Source organism: Salinirubellus salinus, assembly GCF_025231485.1.
In the GTDB taxonomy this organism is placed as follows: domain Archaea; phylum Halobacteriota; class Halobacteria; order Halobacteriales; family Haloarculaceae; genus Salinirubellus; species Salinirubellus salinus.
On the sequence record NZ_CP104003.1, the window covers coordinates 1,269,461 to 1,283,988 of the forward strand.

14 protein-coding genes are annotated in these 14,528 nt (G+C 70.4%); 5 read left to right on the plus strand and 9 right to left on the minus strand.

Annotated features, from left to right (window positions below; all coding sequences use genetic code 11):
• Positions 1-179: 179 nt before the first annotated feature.
• The gene (locus N0B31_RS07070) at positions 180-920 is read right to left on the minus strand and encodes a class I SAM-dependent methyltransferase (RefSeq protein ID WP_260595165.1); all 741 of its coding nucleotides are present in this window, start codon (positions 918-920) and stop codon (positions 180-182) included.
• Positions 921-1,161: 241 nt separating this feature from the next.
• Between N0B31_RS07070 and N0B31_RS07075 the strand changes: the two genes are divergently transcribed.
• Genes N0B31_RS07075 through N0B31_RS07085 form a run of 3 tightly spaced genes read left to right on the plus strand, consistent with a single transcriptional unit; the run spans position 1,162 to position 2,846 of the window.
• Complete coding sequence (locus N0B31_RS07075; protein WP_260595166.1) at positions 1,162-1,998, plus strand: VOC family protein; 837 nt, start codon at positions 1,162-1,164, stop codon at positions 1,996-1,998.
• A gap of 60 nt (positions 1,999-2,058) precedes the next feature.
• Entirely contained in the window at positions 2,059-2,328 is a 270-nt protein-coding gene (locus N0B31_RS07080; protein WP_260595167.1) for a hypothetical protein, read from the plus strand.
• Positions 2,325-2,846 carry a GNAT family N-acetyltransferase gene (locus tag N0B31_RS07085; RefSeq protein ID WP_260595168.1) on the plus strand — a complete coding sequence of 174 codons (522 nt, stop codon included), beginning with the start codon at positions 2,325-2,327 and terminating at the stop codon, positions 2,844-2,846. The genes N0B31_RS07080 and N0B31_RS07085 overlap by 4 nt, the downstream gene beginning before the upstream one ends.
• On the opposite strand, the gene N0B31_RS07090 is transcribed toward N0B31_RS07085, so the two are convergent.
• The 5 genes from N0B31_RS07090 to N0B31_RS07110 form a co-directional block, all read right to left on the minus strand.
• Positions 2,843-3,340: a hypothetical protein gene (locus N0B31_RS07090; protein ID WP_260595169.1), complete on the minus strand. Its 498-nt coding sequence runs from the start codon at positions 3,338-3,340 to the stop codon at positions 2,843-2,845. The two genes, N0B31_RS07085 and N0B31_RS07090, sit on opposite strands and share 4 nt — an antisense overlap.
• Positions 3,341-3,381: 41 nt before the next feature.
• Positions 3,382-4,167 carry a 5'/3'-nucleotidase SurE gene (gene surE / locus N0B31_RS07095; RefSeq protein ID WP_260595170.1) on the minus strand — a complete coding sequence of 262 codons (786 nt, stop codon included), beginning with the start codon at positions 4,165-4,167 and terminating at the stop codon, positions 3,382-3,384.
• A 76-nt stretch (positions 4,168-4,243) separates the two neighbouring features.
• Positions 4,244-5,656 carry a small ribosomal subunit Rsm22 family protein gene (locus N0B31_RS07100; protein ID WP_260595171.1) on the minus strand — a complete coding sequence of 471 codons (1,413 nt, stop codon included), beginning with the start codon at positions 5,654-5,656 and terminating at the stop codon, positions 4,244-4,246.
• Entirely contained in the window at positions 5,653-6,426 is a 774-nt protein-coding gene (locus N0B31_RS07105) for a prephenate dehydrogenase/arogenate dehydrogenase family protein (protein WP_260595172.1), read from the minus strand. The genes N0B31_RS07100 and N0B31_RS07105 overlap by 4 nt, the downstream gene beginning before the upstream one ends.
• 72 nt (positions 6,427-6,498) lie before the next feature.
• The gene (locus tag N0B31_RS07110; RefSeq protein WP_260595173.1) at positions 6,499-7,674 is read right to left on the minus strand and encodes a M24 family metallopeptidase; all 1,176 of its coding nucleotides are present in this window, start codon (positions 7,672-7,674) and stop codon (positions 6,499-6,501) included.
• Between the two features lie 101 nt (positions 7,675-7,775).
• Here N0B31_RS07110 and aroA point away from each other — a divergent pair, with 101 nt between their 5' ends.
• Together aroA and aroC are read left to right on the plus strand one after the other, a co-directional pair.
• Complete coding sequence (gene aroA / locus N0B31_RS07115; protein ID WP_260595174.1) at positions 7,776-9,080, plus strand: 3-phosphoshikimate 1-carboxyvinyltransferase; 1,305 nt, start codon at positions 7,776-7,778, stop codon at positions 9,078-9,080.
• Between the two features lie 230 nt (positions 9,081-9,310).
• Positions 9,311-10,540: a chorismate synthase gene (aroC, locus tag N0B31_RS07120; protein ID WP_260595175.1), complete on the plus strand. Its 1,230-nt coding sequence runs from the start codon at positions 9,311-9,313 to the stop codon at positions 10,538-10,540.
• A gap of 15 nt (positions 10,541-10,555) precedes the next feature.
• On the opposite strand, the gene N0B31_RS07125 is transcribed toward aroC, so the two are convergent.
• The 3 genes from N0B31_RS07125 to N0B31_RS07135 form a co-directional block, all read right to left on the minus strand.
• Positions 10,556-12,109: a hypothetical protein gene (locus N0B31_RS07125; protein WP_260595176.1), complete on the minus strand. Its 1,554-nt coding sequence runs from the start codon at positions 12,107-12,109 to the stop codon at positions 10,556-10,558.
• 63 nt (positions 12,110-12,172) lie between these two features.
• Positions 12,173-13,741: a hypothetical protein gene (locus N0B31_RS07130; RefSeq protein WP_260595177.1), complete on the minus strand. Its 1,569-nt coding sequence runs from the start codon at positions 13,739-13,741 to the stop codon at positions 12,173-12,175.
• Between the two features lie 38 nt (positions 13,742-13,779).
• Positions 13,780-14,388: a class I SAM-dependent methyltransferase gene (locus tag N0B31_RS07135; protein WP_260595178.1), complete on the minus strand. Its 609-nt coding sequence runs from the start codon at positions 14,386-14,388 to the stop codon at positions 13,780-13,782.
• Between the last annotated feature and the right edge of the window lie 140 nt (positions 14,389-14,528).

Genomic DNA, 14,528 nt, shown 5'->3' on the forward strand with positions numbered 1-14,528 from the left:
GACCCGTACAAGGCTGAGGTCCGTCCATCTGCCAGTAGTAGAAGAAGACAGCGTACCACCTTCCGTTCGATTCGGTCGGTCGGAACGCCTACTGTGCTGCACTCGCGCCGTGTATGCAGCAGTGCCTTCGGCAACTCCTCGACTTTTATCAGGATCGGGCTGACCGATTCGAGGCCGTGTCAACGGACACGTGGCGAAGCGCGGACGACGAGTGCCTGCGGCGTCCGGAGAGCGGCGGTGTATCGCTCGGGATTTACATCCTCGTATGCCTCCATGGGCGTTGGTTCGCTGAACTCGTCGAGTGTGAATCCAGTTTCCAAGAAGGGCCGGACGATCGCCGACATCGGTCGGTAGTACGACGGAAGCTCCGCAACTCCCCAGTCGGCGACCTTTTCGATTCGATTGGCGTATCTCTCGATATTCCAGTGCTCGCGCTGGTACGCCGGGTGAATCGTGGCGACGGCGAGCGATCCGTCACCTCGGAGCACGCGACGAAACGACTCAAACACCGGCCGCCACTCGGCGATGTGGCTCAACACGAGGTTCGCGACGACGACGTGGAACGCGTCGTCCTCGAAGGGAAGCCCTTCCGAAATGTCGCCGACCTCGAACTGGCCGTCCGGGTGCCGGTCGCGGGCCCGTTCGATCGCCTCCGCACTGACGTCTAGGCCGGTAACAGTCGCGCCACGTTGCCGGTAGAACTCGACGTGGTCCCCCCGACCACATCCCGCGATAAGTACGTCAGTATCGTGGACGTCGGGGAGGCACTCGCGCAATCCGGGCCAAGAGTAGTAGGACTGGAAGTGGCTGTCACCCCACGGACTCACCGATAGCGGCAAATCCTCGACAGCCGCGCTAGCGAGTTCATCGTATCCATCGTCCACAGAGGGGATCACACCGTCGGAACCGTCCTCTGCCATTGCTGCGCGTCTTCTGGTCGTGTTGTGAAATACTTTCTACTCACCGCTGACGTTGCGACGAGAGTGGGCATGGCCGGATAAGAGATCGTGATGACCGATTCGCGCCCTCTATTCAGCACGCACGCTGAGTCTCGTAGCAATCTGAAGGATTCGATGGAGCCGTTGATGATGGTGTTATAGTCGAAACCGGAAGCGAGTGTCAGCATTGATCCACTTTCCCGCCGTGCTCCCGGACGACACGATGACTCCCACGCTCCCCCCGGCGTCCCGAGTCGGTCGAACGGCGCTCACCGTCGCCGACCTCGGCACCCAGACCGACTTCTACCGCGACGTGGTCGGTCTCGCGGTACTGGAACGTTCGAGCGAGTGGGCCGTCCTCGGTGCCGACGACGTCGAACTGCTCGTCCTCGAGTCGGCCCCCGACGCGGGCGAGCGGCACTCGAGGGCCGCCGGCCTCTACCACAACGCGTTCCGCGTCCCCACGCGAGCGGCGCTCGGAGACGCGCTCGGCCGAATCCGCGGCCACTGGCAGTTGAGTGGGGCCTCCGACCACCTCGTCAGCGAGGCGCTCTACCTGACCGACCCGGAGGGGAACGGGGTCGAGATGTACCGGGACCGCTCCCGCACCGAGTGGCCCGACGCCCCCGAGGGGCAGGTACGGATGGCGACGGACCCGCTGGACCTCGAGTCGCTGGCGGCCGACGCCGCCGGCGAGGGCGCCGCGCCCGCCGGTACGGACGTGGGCCACGTCCACCTCGAGGTGGCCGACCTCGCCACGTTCCGGTCGTTCTGGGTCGACACCGTCGGCTTCCGAGAGACGACCACCTACCCCGGCGCGTCGTTCGTCGCCGCCGGGGACTACCACCACCACCTCGCGGGCAACGTCTGGCACGACCGCTCGGGGGAGGCGGGTGGCCGGGGACTGTCGTGGTTCGAGGTCGTGGTCCCGGGGGCCGACGCGCTGGCGGCCCTCCGTGACCGAGTGGCCGCGACCGACGCGGCGGTCACCTCGACCGACACCGGGTTCGAGACGGCCGACCACGACGGCATCCGGGTCCGGTTCCGTGTCGAGGCCTGACCCACCGACTCGGTAGCGCGGCACAGCAACGCTGGGAGGAATCGGTCGAGCCGGGCCAGTGTGCTCGACGTGACCGCGGAACCGGTCGAACGCACTCGCGTGGTCGACGGCGTGGCCGTCCCCGGGACCGAGTTCGACTCGGGCGTCGGGGGGGAGGGGTGGGAGGGCACCCCGCCGGCGAACGACACGGACGTGAACGTCGACTACGTCCCAGACCACCACTCGAAGCGGTGCCGAGCGGGACGCGGCCTCCACCACGACGGTGTGACGACGACCCCGCCACGCACCACCCCGAGATACTTGTCGTCCGGCGCGAAGGTCCGACCGTGAACGTCAGGTCCGCCCGTCCGGAGGACGCCGCACGCGTAGCCACCGTCTCGCGGACCTCCTGCGAGGCGGTCTACGAGGGGATGCTGGCCGACGAGGCGCTCCTCGAGGCGGTCCGTGACCCCGCGTTCCCGGCCGAACTCCGGACGTGGCTGGAGCGGCTGCCGCTGCCGGGGGTCGCCTACCTCCTCGCTGAACGCGACGACGAGGTGGTCGGCTTCGCGCAGTACCTCTGGTCACCCGCGAACACCGAGCCGTTCGTCGGCGAGGACGAGGCGCTACTCCACTCGCTCTACGCCCACCCAGACCACTGGGGGACGGGAGTGGGGACGGTGCTGGTCGACGCCGGCCGCGAGCGACTCCCCGACGACCGCCGCACGCTCCGGCTCGGCGTCCTGAAGCCAAACGAGGTTGGCGTCGGCTTCTACGAGTCCTACGGGTTCGAGCGGACCGGCGAGGCCGTCGTGGAGACGATGGGCGGCGCGTACGACTGCTGGGTCTACTCCCTCGGACTCGACTAGGGGACCCGGACCGCACGCGCGCTGCTCGGGAGGTAGAGCAGGTCGACCGACGTCCCGAGCGAGAGGTCGTTGAACGCGCCGCGACCGACCCTCGGGGTGCTACAGCGGGCGTTCGGACACCGGTGGCCGACGTGGTAGGTCAGGTTCTCGAACTCGGCTGCGAGGTCGCGGTGGAGCGTGTCGGGCACGCGGTACGGGTCGTCGACGCTGGACCCGCCCTCGAGTCTGCCCTCGGCGGCTTCGTGGACCTGCGGCTCGTCCGGCCCGTCGTCGTCGAGTTCGTGGTAGAAGAGGCTCACCGAGTAGCGCCGGCCGTCCTCGCGTGTCTCGATGGCACCCACGTTGCGGACGACCACCTCGCCGTGCTTCGCGGCCGCCTTGGAGGCGGCGTAGGTAGCGACGGCCCCGCCGACCACGAGGCCACCGGCGGTGCCACGTCTCAGGAGCGCGCGTCTCGTGACCTGCGGTCGCTGCGGTGGAGGGCTGTCGGGCATCGTCCGAACTCCCGCTCCCGCCCTGAAGTGTCTGTCGGCAGTCAGTCGGCGATGTCGGGGTACGTCTGGGCGAGCGCGTCGAGTGCCTCGTGGCGCTCCGTGGTGTGTGGGGCCGTGAGTGGCGAGACGCTGACGGTCCCGTCGACCACAGCGTAGCGGTCGGTCCCCTCGGGGTCCGCGATGTCGCCGGTCGCCATCCGCTCCCAGATGTGGTCGACGATGCGGACGCCATCCTCGGTCCGCTCGGCGTCGATGTCGTAGACGTGTGAGGGACGGGTGATCTCCATCGGAGCGTGGCCCTCCTCGGGTGGGAGCGGCGCGTTCACGTTCAGGTAGTCGGCACGCTCGAAGACCCCGGCGCCGAACGCGTGGTTGACGAGGTACTTGGCGGCACGGGCGGCCTCGCCGTACTCCTCGATGCCGGGGTCGAACGACTGGTAGTGGCCCTCGGTGCCGGGGAAGTAGAGCGAGACGGCCATCGCGGGGATGCCGAAGAAGGCGGCCTCGACGGCGGCCGAGACGGTCCCCGAGCGTCCGAGGACGTAGTGCCCGAGGTTGGCTCCCCGGTTACAGCCGGCGACGACGAGGTCCGGGTCCAGCGAGAGGGCACCCACGCCGGCGACGACGCAGTCCGTGGGGGTCCCGGTCACGGAGTATCCGAGTTCGTGTTTCTCGAGCGTGACCGTACTCGACATCTGTCGCCCCACGGCACTCTGGTCCTCGGCAGGCGCGACGGCGGTCACCTCGGCCAGTTCCGAGAGCGAATCGTACAGCGCCCGCAGGCCGGTGGCGTCGATGCCGTCGTCGTTCGTCAGCAGGATATCCATACCGCAGGTGCGGCCGACGGGCGCAAAAACCCCACCGCTCGTCGGGGGTCCACCGAGGGCAGGGGGTGGTGACCGCTCAGCCCACCTGGTCGACGATGGTCTCGCCGTCGACGACGACGTTGTAGGACTCCTCGTCGTCGTTCCAGAGCACGAGCGCGTTCTCGAACGCGAGCGGGTCGCCGTAGTCGGCGTGGACGAGCGCGTCGTTCAGCGCCGACCGGCGGGTCAGGACGGCGTAGTGGTCGACCGACTCAGAGCCGTCGCTCATCTTGAACAGCGGGTTCCCACCCTCCGAGAGGTCGTGGCTGAGTTTCAGCGCGAGGAAGTCGACCCGCTGGGTGACGTTGTCCTCCGAGTCGGCCAGTTTCGCGTGGCGGGCGTGGCTGGGCCGGGCGTCGACGGCCGTCCGTCCGTCGCGGCGGAGCGTGGCGTAGGCGTACTGGACGTCGACGTTGACGAACTCGCCCTCGCCGCCGGCCGGCCGGTCGAGTTCACGCTGGAACCCCGGCACCGCAAGATCCGGCTTCACTTCGAACGACCAGCCACGGTCGGTCGGACGGTCGTTCGGCCACAGCCGGACGGTGGGGGCGTACACCGAGAGCGGCCCGTCGTCGGCGAGCGCGCGCTCCACCTGCCGCATCCCGATGGCCGTGTTGCGGTCCGCCGGTGCGAGCAGGAGCAGGGAGCCGTCGGGCGCGAGCGACTCGGCGTACCGACGGGCGACGGGTTCGGGGTCGACGAGTTCCGAGAGCACGTTCGCGAACAGGACGAGGTCGAACCCCTCGCCGTCCGGAAGGACGCTCGCCGGGTCGAACGCCTCGGCCGTCTCGCGGTGGACGATCGGCCGGAATCCGGGGCGGTGGTCCCCGAGAAGCCGCTCGAACACGTCGGCCGCGTCGTCGCTCGGTTCGACCGCGTGGTACTCGACGAGCGTCTCCTCGCCGAGCAGGTCGTGGACGCCCAGTGCCGGGCCACCGACACCCGCGCCGACCTCGAGGACCCGGAGACGCCGAGGGAGGAGGCCGTCGGCCGCGAGGTCGGCCAGTGGGTACTGGACGGCCGCGTAGTAGTCGGGCAGGTGGTAGAGCGCGTACGCGAGCGCGGTGTCGCGGTCGTAGGCCACGTCACGCCCGCCGAAGTAGGCCTCCTTCGTCCGCCGGAGCCGCTCGCGGAGGGTTCCACCGGACTCGCCGTCCGCCCAGCCGGCGCCGTACGTCTCGACCAGCAGGTCCTCGAGCCGCCGGGCGTGGGCCTCGGGGAACGACTCGACGCCGTGGAACGTGACCGACGCGGGGCCGTCCTCGACGGGGGCGAACGTACCGTCCTCGCGTTCGCGCATCCCGAGGTCGAACGCGGCCTCGCGCAGCGTCTGTCTGACCACCGCCGGGTGGGGTGCGGTGGAGACGTACTCGTGTATCTCCTCGGGGTCGACGGGCCGGACGTTCCGCAGGTACCGTGCGTTGTCGAGTATCTCGTCGCGCTCGCTCATCCACCCTCACCCACGTCCGTGTCCGGCGCGTCGGGGGCCCGCCCGGCCTCCGCGTAGAGGTCGTCGAACGCCTCGGGGTCCTCGGCGGCCTCGGCGACGCGGCGGGCGGCCTCGGCGACGGCGTCCGCGCCGGGGAACGAGGACTGTATCTCGGCGTACACGCGTGGGGTGTTCTCGGTCACCTGGTCGACGAGGTCCGAGAGGGGGCCCGACAGCGGGGTGTGGAACTCCTCGCGCACCTCCTCACGGGCCAGCGCGTAGGCGAAGACGGCCGCGTGGGCGCGGGCCTGCACCGTCGACATCGCCCGGTCGTGCTCCTCGGGGGTGGTGTCGAAGACGTGGTTGCCGCGAGCCGCGATGGCCTCGCGGACGGCGTGCAGCGCCGACCCGTCCTCGTCAGCGACCCACGCGACGTTGCCGGGTTCGTTCGCCGGCGCGAACAGCGGGTGGAGACTGGCGCGCTCGCAGTCGGGCGCGGCTGTCCGCATCGCCTCCACGGGCCCACGCATCACGCCCGAGACGTCCAGCACCGCCCGGTCCGCACGAGGGGCGTTGCGCTCGATGGCCGACTCGACGACGGAGATGGGGACCGCGAGACAGACCACGTCGAACCGTTCCTCACCGTCCAGGAGCGCGGTCCGGCCCCCGACCGCCTCCGCGGCGTCCGCAGCGACTCCGACGTCGGTGTCGGCGAAGGCGACGTCCTGGTCGGCGAGACACTCGCCGAACCACCGCCCCATCGTGCCGGCACCGACGACCAGCGTATCCATACCGAGAGATGCCCACGCGGGCACGAAAGGGTTGTCGGGTTCGGTCCGTGCCGGGGCAGGTCGTCCGCGACTTCAGACGACCAGCGACCGCTCGTAGCGGGTCAGGTTCTCGTAGCCGTCCTCGCGGACGACGACGATGTCCTCGATCCGAACCCCACCGACCTCGGGGTCGTAGAGGCCCGGTTCGACGGTGACGACCATCCCTGCCTCCAGTTCGTTCTCCTGTGTGGAGAGCCGCGGGTACTCGTGGATGTCGAGCCCGACGCCGTGGCCGGTGGAGTGGATGAACCCGGTCTCCGTCGACTCGTCCGCCCGGAGCGTCGGGAGGCCCGCGTCCTCGTACACGTCGCAGGCAGCGCCGTGGACGACGCTCCCGTCGGCGCCCGCCTCGAGCTCGGCGAGGGCCGCGTCGAGCGCCTCCTCGGTCAGGTCGTACCACTCGGTGATGGTGTCGCTGGGTTCACCGACGCAGAACGTCCGGGTCATGTCGGCGTAGTAGCCGGTGGCCTTCGAGCGCGGGAAGATGTCGACGATGACGGCCTCGTTCTCGTAGATAGGGCCGTGGCCACGCTCGTGCGGGTCGGCCGCCTGCGACCCGCAGGCGACGATGGTCTCGTCGAGCGCACACCCCTCGCGGAGGAGCGTCACCTCGATCTCCTGCTGGATGCGCTCGCTGGTCAGCACCTCGTCGTCGAGGTGGAGGACGCCGTCGACGTCCGGATCGGCCTCTCGGAGCATCCGTTCGGCGGTCGCCATCGCCTTCTCGTTGGCCTCCTGTGCCGCCCGGACGTTGTCGACCTCCGCCTCGGTCTTCACCGCGCGGACCCGCTCCACCACGTCGTCGTGGTCGGCGGTCACGGCCACGTCGAGGGACCGGAGGCCGTCGGCGAGGCCGAGCGGGAACCGCGACGGCGTGGCGACGCTGTCGACGCCCTTGTCGGCGAGCCACTCGGCGACGACGCGGTGGCCGCCCTCGGTCGGGCCGTACTCCGCTACTTTCGCCCGCCGGTCGTAGTCCGTGGGGCGTTCCGCGCTCCCGCGGGCGTCCTTCTTGGCGCGGCCGTACTCCAGCCCCGAGACGAGGAGGTGGGCCTCCCCGTCGGCCGTGTAGAGCGTCGTGTACGGGTCGGGAGCGGAGAATCCGGAGAGATACCGCTGCGTGGCGTCCTCGGCGGAGGCGTTCACGAGGTAGCCGTCGACGCCCGCGTCGGCGAGGTAGCCGTCGAGTCTGGAGAGGTCGGGATCCATACCCGGAGTGGGGTCGGGGAGTCCAAATGCCTACCGGGCTGGCGGGACCCGTGGAATGTCGCGGTCGGTAGGCTTTCGGCCCACGGCGGGGTGGGTCGCGTATGGACGCACACGTCACGCGGTCGCGGGTCGGGGGGACCACGCGGGCACCGCCGTCGAAGAGTTACACGCACCGGGCCATCCTCGCCGCCGGGTACGCCGACGGCGCGCTCGTCCGGAGCCCGCTCGACAGCGCGGACACGCGAGCGACGATGCGGGCGGTGGAAGCGTACGGCGGCTCGGTCGAACGGCGTGAGGCCGACGGGTCGCTGGCCCTCGACGTCGATGGGTTCGACGGCCTCCCCGAGGTGCCGGACGACGTCCTCGACTGCGCGAACTCCGGGACCACGATGCGGCTCACGACGGCGACGGCGGCGCTGGCCGACGGCCTCACCGTGCTCACCGGTGACGCGTCGCTCCGCTCACGGCCGCAGGGGCCACTCCTCGACGCCGTCGAGTCGCTCGGGGGGCGAGCGGAGTCGACCCGCGGGAACGGGCAGGCACCGCTCGTCGTCGGTGGTCCGGTGGTCGGTGGCCACGTCGAGATACCCGGCGACGTCTCCTCGCAGTTCGTCACGGCGTTGCTGATGGCTGGCGCCGTCACCGAGGCGGGCATCGAGATACGGCTGGAGACGGAACTGAAGTCCGCGCCGTACGTCGACATCACCGTCGAGGTGCTGGACGCGTTCGGCGTCGAGGCGACGGGGACCGACGCGGGGTTCGAGGTGGCCGGCGGCCAGTCCTACGGTCCCGCCGGCGGCGAGTACGCGGTCCCCGGCGACTTCTCGTCGATGTCCTACCTCCTCGCGGCGGGGGCGCTCGCGGCAGACGACGACGCCCCCGTCGTCGTCGAGGGTGCACACCCCTCCGCGCAGGGAGACAGCGCCATCGTCGACGTCCTGGAGCGGATGGGTGGGGCCATCGACTGGGACCGCGACGCCGGCGAGATCACCGTCGAGCGCTCGTCGCTATCCGGTGTCGAGGTCGGCGTCGCCGACACCCCGGACCTGCTCCCGACCATCGCTGGGCTCGGGGCGGCCGCCGACGGTACGACCCGCATCACGGACTGCGAGCACGTCCGGTACAAGGAGACCGACCGCGTGAGCGCGATGGCCGAGGAGTTGACGAAGATGGGCGCGAGCGTCGAGGAGGAGCGAGACGAACTCCTCGTTCACGGCGGGGAGACGGACCTCGTCGGGGCGCGCGTCGACGGGCGCGCGGACCACCGCATCGTGATGGCCCTGACTGTGGCGGGGCTGGTCGCCGAGGGCGAGACGGTCGTCGAGGGGGCCGAGCACGTCGACGTCTCGTTCCCCGACTTCTTCCAGACGATGGCGTCGCTGGGGGCGTCGGTGACGACGGAGTAGGAGGTGGCGAGCAGGCGGCGCACGCGGTACCGAACGTCGCGAGGTACCGCAGACTGGCGAGCGGCTGAGCCGCGAGTACTCACGGGGCGGTCGTCGCACTCCCGCCTCGGCGCCCCGTGGCCGTCGGTCAGGTCACGGGGGGCGCTGGTCCCGCCATCCGACTTGAACCCTCGGGCGACGCCTTGCACCGAACGCACCACCTAAATGCCGCGGCACCTCACCCTCACCCAATGAACGGTAACGAGTTCGGTCGGCTCTTCCGGCTGACCACCTACGGCGAGAGCCACGGTGAGGCGATGGGGTGTACCGTCTCCGGTGTGCCCGCGGGCGTGGAACTCTCGGAGGCGGCCATCCAGCGTGAACTGGACCGGCGCAAGCCCGGCCAGTCGATGATCACCACCTCCCGCGGGGAACCGGACGAGGTGACCATCAACTCCGGCGTGCAGGACGGCTACACCACCGGCACACCCGTCGGGATGGTCATCCAGAACAAGGACGCCCGCTCGGGCAAGTACGAGCCGTTCGTCACGGCTCCCCGCCCCTCGCACGGTGACTACACCTACTCCGCGAAGTTCGGGACGCGCAACTGGGGTGGCGGTGGCCGCTCGTCCGCCCGCGAGACGGTGAACTGGGTGGCGGCTGGCGCCATCGCCAAGCAGGTCCTCGAGCAGAGCGAGTACGACGTACAGGTCAAGGCCCACGTCAACCGCATCGGCGACATTGAGGCGCCCGAGGTGACGTTCGAGGAGATGCTCGAACACACCGAGGAGAACGAGGTGCGCTGTGCACACCCCGAGACGGCCGAGGAGATGCGCGAGGCCATCGACCAGTACCAGACGGAGGGCGACTCCATCGGCGGGTCCATCTACTTCGAGTGTCGCGGGGTCCCGCGTGGCCTCGGCGCACCGCGCTTCGACTCGTTCCCAGCCCGGCTCGGCCAGGCGATGTTCGCCATCCCGGCCACCTCGGCGTTCGAGTTCGGCGCCGGGAAGGACGTCGTCTCGATGCGCGGTATCGATCGCAACGAGGACTGGACCTTCGACGAGGGCGACCGCCCCGACGTCGTGAGCGAGGAGGGCGACCCGGTCCCCGTGGGCAACGACCACGGCGGCCTGCAGGGCGGCATCACGACCGGCGAACCCATCTACGGCGAGGCGACGTGGCACGCGCCCACCTCCATCCCGAAGGAACAGGAGACGGTCGACTGGGAGACGGGCGAGCGCAAGAGGATACAGGTCGTCGGGCGGCACGACCCCGTCCTGCCGCCCCGAGCCGTCCCGGTCGTCGAGGCGATGCTCTACTGCACCATCCTCGACTTCATGCTCCTGAGCGGTCGCATCAACCCGGACCGACTGGACGGCCGCGTCGGCGAGTACGACACCGACTACCACCCCAGCTCCCCCCAGAACGACCCGGAGGACGCCGCGACGAAGGCCGAGACCGTCGAGGACGACGACTGACGACGCGACGACCGACTACTGGTCGAACGTCGCCGTCGCGACGAATCCCCGCGTCTCCGTCTCACCGAACAGCGTGAAGAGCTGTGAGGCCGGCGTGTACCCCTCGGCACCGGCGGCCCTGGAGACCGTGTTCCGGTCAGTGCGGAGGACGACCCGGTCGACGCCATCCTCGAAGAACGCGAGCGTGTTCCGGAGGCCGCGGTTCCGCGCGCGGAGCACCTGTTCGGGGAGGATTCGCTTCGGCGGTGTGTCGTCGCGACGCTCGACCGTCAGTGTCGCCCGTTCCACCTCGGGACGACGCGGCCAGTCGACGTGGACCGTGGCGCCGTCGCGTTCGACCGAGAGGTCGGCGTCTGGCGTAGGCCGTATCTCGACCGGCGGAGCGTCGACCTCGAGGAGTGCCGCGAAGTGCCCGATGTCGACCGGGGCGTCCTCGTCGGTGCTGTACATCGACTCGAACGCGTAGGTGCCGCCGCCGAGGTTGCCCACGGAGATCGCGTCGCAAGAGACCGGGTCGCCGTGGAACGCCCGGAGGTGGTACTCGCGCTCGCCGCCGGGGGGAATCATCCGCAGGACGGCCGTGTGCGCCCACGGTTCGAGGTAGAACCACTCGCCGTCGACGCGCTTGTAGAGGTTCCACGAGTTGCCCGAGAGGTTCCCGTGCGTGTGGTTGGTGAGCGTCAGGTCGACGGCCCCGGGGAGCGACAGCCGCTGGGTGCTCGGTTCGAGGTACGCGGGCGTCTCCGGTGTCGCCTGGAAGTACCAGTCCGTCTCCTCCGAGCGCGGAAGTGACGGCATCGCGATGTCGAGGGTGTCGCGCGGGGGGGCCGGACCCGGCTGGTCGGTGTCCCACACTGTGACCGCGAGGTTCGTGTCGCCGGTTCGGAACTCGTAGGTCCCCGTGGGGCGCCCCTCGTCCACGCCCTCCGGGCGGCCGACGAGGTACCACTCGGCCTCGACGGTCTCGTCGGGGTTCAGGCGGAGCGTCTCCGGTCCCCACGTGTCGGAGATGGGTTCGGCGAGGCGCCACGTCCCGTCGTCTGCCAGCTCCACCTCGGGGACGGTGTCGGCCACCTCGCCCGTCTCCGTCGGCACGAACACGAGGTTCGAGCGGTAGGTCAGGTCGCGCTCGTAGTCGCGGATGCCGCCCGTCCGGTTCGTCTGCCCGAACGGCGGCGTCTCGCGCAGGCGGAACGTGTTCGACCAGTCCGCGGTGTTCGTGAGCGACCCCGCCACCGTCGACGGCGAGTCGGCCGTGGCGGTGCTGGTGAAGCCGAGTCGGACGCGAGCGTCGTCGTCCGAGTGGTAGCCAGCGGGGGCGAGCGCGTAGGTCCGTGAGAGGGTCTGCAGGTCGACGACACTCGCCAGCGACCAGCCATCGTCGTCGCCGTCGTCACGCTCGTCGCCGTCGTCTCCGTCGGGGTCCTCGGTGGGCGTCTTCGTCCCGACTGGGGCGGGAGTCACCGTCGGCGTCTCGGGGTCCTCGGTGCCGGTGCCGAAGCGGGTCGAACATCCGGCGAGCAGTGAGCCGCCGGCGACCAGCGACGCGAGGAGGGCACGTCTGTCCATATCGGGTGCTCAGCCGGGACGTGTAAGTGTCTTGAGGAGGGTCAAGCGGCAGTTTGAGTGGTCTCACTCGACCGGCGTCGGTGTCGTGTCGGGTGGTCGCTCGAGGTCCGGCGTCGCCAGCCGGTAGGTGGTTCCCTCGAAGGCCACGGTGACTGCGTCCTCGCGCGACTGGACACCGAGCGCGGCCGCGGTGCGACGGACGACGTGGTCGGCGGTCCGGAGGACGGCCCGGTCGTAGCGGTCGAGTTCGCGGAGCGGGGCGAGCGTGTTCCGGACCCCGCGCACGCGCATGATCTGCTCGGGGAGGAGGCGACGGTCGGCTGTCGCGTCGGGGGCGACGGCGAGCGTGACACGGTGGTCCTGTCCCGGTACCGCCTCGCCAGAACGACCGACGACCGTCGCCCCGTCCACGTCGAACGTCACCTCGTCGGTCGGCTGGAGCGTCACCTCGGGGCCGTCGAGACGGACTCGGGCGGCGTACCCGGTGGCGCCCGTCCCGGCGTCCAGCGCCACGACGGCGGCGTACTGTCCGGGGCCGACGAACGGTTCGGTCACGTCGCGCGTGGGGTCGGTGATGGCGCCCGCGTGGTGGAAGCCGACGACGCCGGCGGCGTAGTCGCCGGGCGCCACCCCACGCCGGGGAGCGAACCCGTGGCGGCCGTCGAGTCCGAGTCGGTGCCACCGGCCGTCGACCCGCTTGTAGAGCCGCCACTCGAGGGAGCCCCGGTACGGCTCGGCGGTGTGGTTCTTCAGGGTGAAGACGGTTCGCTGCGGGGTCGCCACGCGCTCGCTCAGTGGTTCGAGGAAGACACCCGAGTCCGTCGCGTGGTACCAGACGGTCCGCTCGAGGCCGGGGAGTCCCGGCGTCGGCGCCCCGGTGTCGGTCGACAGCTCCTGCGGGCCGGGGGCGTCCGTCTCCCAGACCGTCACGCCGAACCTGCCGGCGCGGCCGGTGGGTCTCGCGAGCTCTCCCTCGGCGAACGGGGCGCCGACGTGGTCGAACACGTACCGGCCGACGGCGAGCGGGCGGCGACGCGTCGGGTGCCCGACGAGCACGTACTCGCCTGTCAGGGTCTCGTCGGGGCCGAGTCGGACCGAGCCCGCGACGAAGTCCTCGATGGCCGAGTCGAGGACCCAGAGTCCCGAGTCGGTCCGTTCGACGGGTGCGACGGTGTCGACGAACTCGTTCGGCTCGGTCGGGACGAGAACCAGGCGAGAGTCGGCGCCGATGGCCGCCTCCCCGCCAGCCACCACCGGCGTCTCGGGCAGCTGGAACGTCTGTGGCGACGCCGTCTCGTTGCGGAGGGTGGCCCGGACCGTCGCCGGGCCGTCGGCGTCGGGGGCGGACGTGAAGACGGCTCTGACCGACCCCCCGGCAGGGACGTAGGCCCGCGTCTCCGTGAAGGCGTACGTCCGGTCGGTGGCGGACGAGGTGACGAGACTCGACGGTGGCACGGCCTCGGGGACCGGGTCGAGCGACGGCGACGCCGATTCGGTCGGCGTAACGGGGGCGGGGCTCAGCGTCTCGGTCGGGGCCGACCGGTCTGGGGACCCCGAGAGGAACGAACACCCGGCGAGGGCCGTCGTCGCGCCGCCGAGGGTGGCGAGGAGGGCTCGACGACTCTGCTCCATACGGGCGCTTCAGCCCACTTGGGCAAGTGTCTGGTGGCTCACAGGCGTCGCGCGACGACGGCGTAGAACGGGTCGCTCTGGGGTGTCTCGTGCACGACACGGACGGGACCGAACGCACCCGTCGCGTCGAGGTACGACCGGATCAGGTCGGCCCGTCCCTCCATCTCCCGGTTCAGCCACGCCGCGACGGCCTTCTGGAAGAACATCCGGTTCGAGAACGAGACGACGACCACGCCGTCCGGTCGCAACACTCGGGCCAGCTCCGCGAACACTCGCCCGGGGTACTGGAGGTACTGGACGGACACAGCGCAGACGACGGCGTCGAACGACCCGTCCTCGAACGGAAGCGACTGGTCCTCGTTCAGGTTCCGGACGAACCACTCGTCGTAGCGCTCGTTCGCCGCGAGTTCCTCCCGGTTGAGGCCGTGGCCGACCACCGCCAACTCGAAGTCGGGCAGGTGGCTCACCCACGACCCCATCAGGTCGAGCACTCGGTCACCGGGCTGGAGTTCGGTGGCGTAGAGGTCTGTCAGCCGCTCGCGGAAGCCGTCGTCGACGTGCTGGACGTATCGCGGCTGGTCGTAGAACGACCCGTCGTCGCCGTCGTCGATCTTCCGGCGCTCGCTGTCGGAGAGCACCTCGGTCATCGGGAGTGGGTAGGGGGCCGAGGAGGATGACGGTTCGGTAGCCGGCGATGCAGGAGTAGTTGCTGACGTGGTGCTGTGGCGGAGCGGTTGCGGATGCGGGCCTGTACCGTGCGGTCCAGCGCACCCACCCACCGCGAGCG

Coding starts and splice junctions, on each gene's coding strand:
- N0B31_RS07070 (WP_260595165.1), bottom strand. CDS start 920: ATGGCAGAGGACGGTTCCGACGGTGTGATCCCCTCTGTGGACGATGGA.
- N0B31_RS07075 (WP_260595166.1), top strand. CDS start 1,162: ATGACTCCCACGCTCCCCCCGGCGTCCCGAGTCGGTCGAACGGCGCTC.
- N0B31_RS07090 (WP_260595169.1), bottom strand. CDS start 3,340: ATGCCCGACAGCCCTCCACCGCAGCGACCGCAGGTCACGAGACGCGCG.
- surE (WP_260595170.1), bottom strand. CDS start 4,167: ATGGATATCCTGCTGACGAACGACGACGGCATCGACGCCACCGGCCTG.
- N0B31_RS07100 (WP_260595171.1), bottom strand. CDS start 5,656: ATGAGCGAGCGCGACGAGATACTCGACAACGCACGGTACCTGCGGAAC.
- N0B31_RS07105 (WP_260595172.1), bottom strand. CDS start 6,426: ATGGATACGCTGGTCGTCGGTGCCGGCACGATGGGGCGGTGGTTCGGC.
- N0B31_RS07110 (WP_260595173.1), bottom strand. CDS start 7,674: ATGGATCCCGACCTCTCCAGACTCGACGGCTACCTCGCCGACGCGGGC.
- aroA (WP_260595174.1), top strand. CDS start 7,776: ATGGACGCACACGTCACGCGGTCGCGGGTCGGGGGGACCACGCGGGCA.
- aroC (WP_260595175.1), top strand. CDS start 9,311: ATGAACGGTAACGAGTTCGGTCGGCTCTTCCGGCTGACCACCTACGGC.
- N0B31_RS07125 (WP_260595176.1), bottom strand. CDS start 12,109: ATGGACAGACGTGCCCTCCTCGCGTCGCTGGTCGCCGGCGGCTCACTG.
- N0B31_RS07130 (WP_260595177.1), bottom strand. CDS start 13,741: ATGGAGCAGAGTCGTCGAGCCCTCCTCGCCACCCTCGGCGGCGCGACG.
- N0B31_RS07135 (WP_260595178.1), bottom strand. CDS start 14,388: ATGACCGAGGTGCTCTCCGACAGCGAGCGCCGGAAGATCGACGACGGC.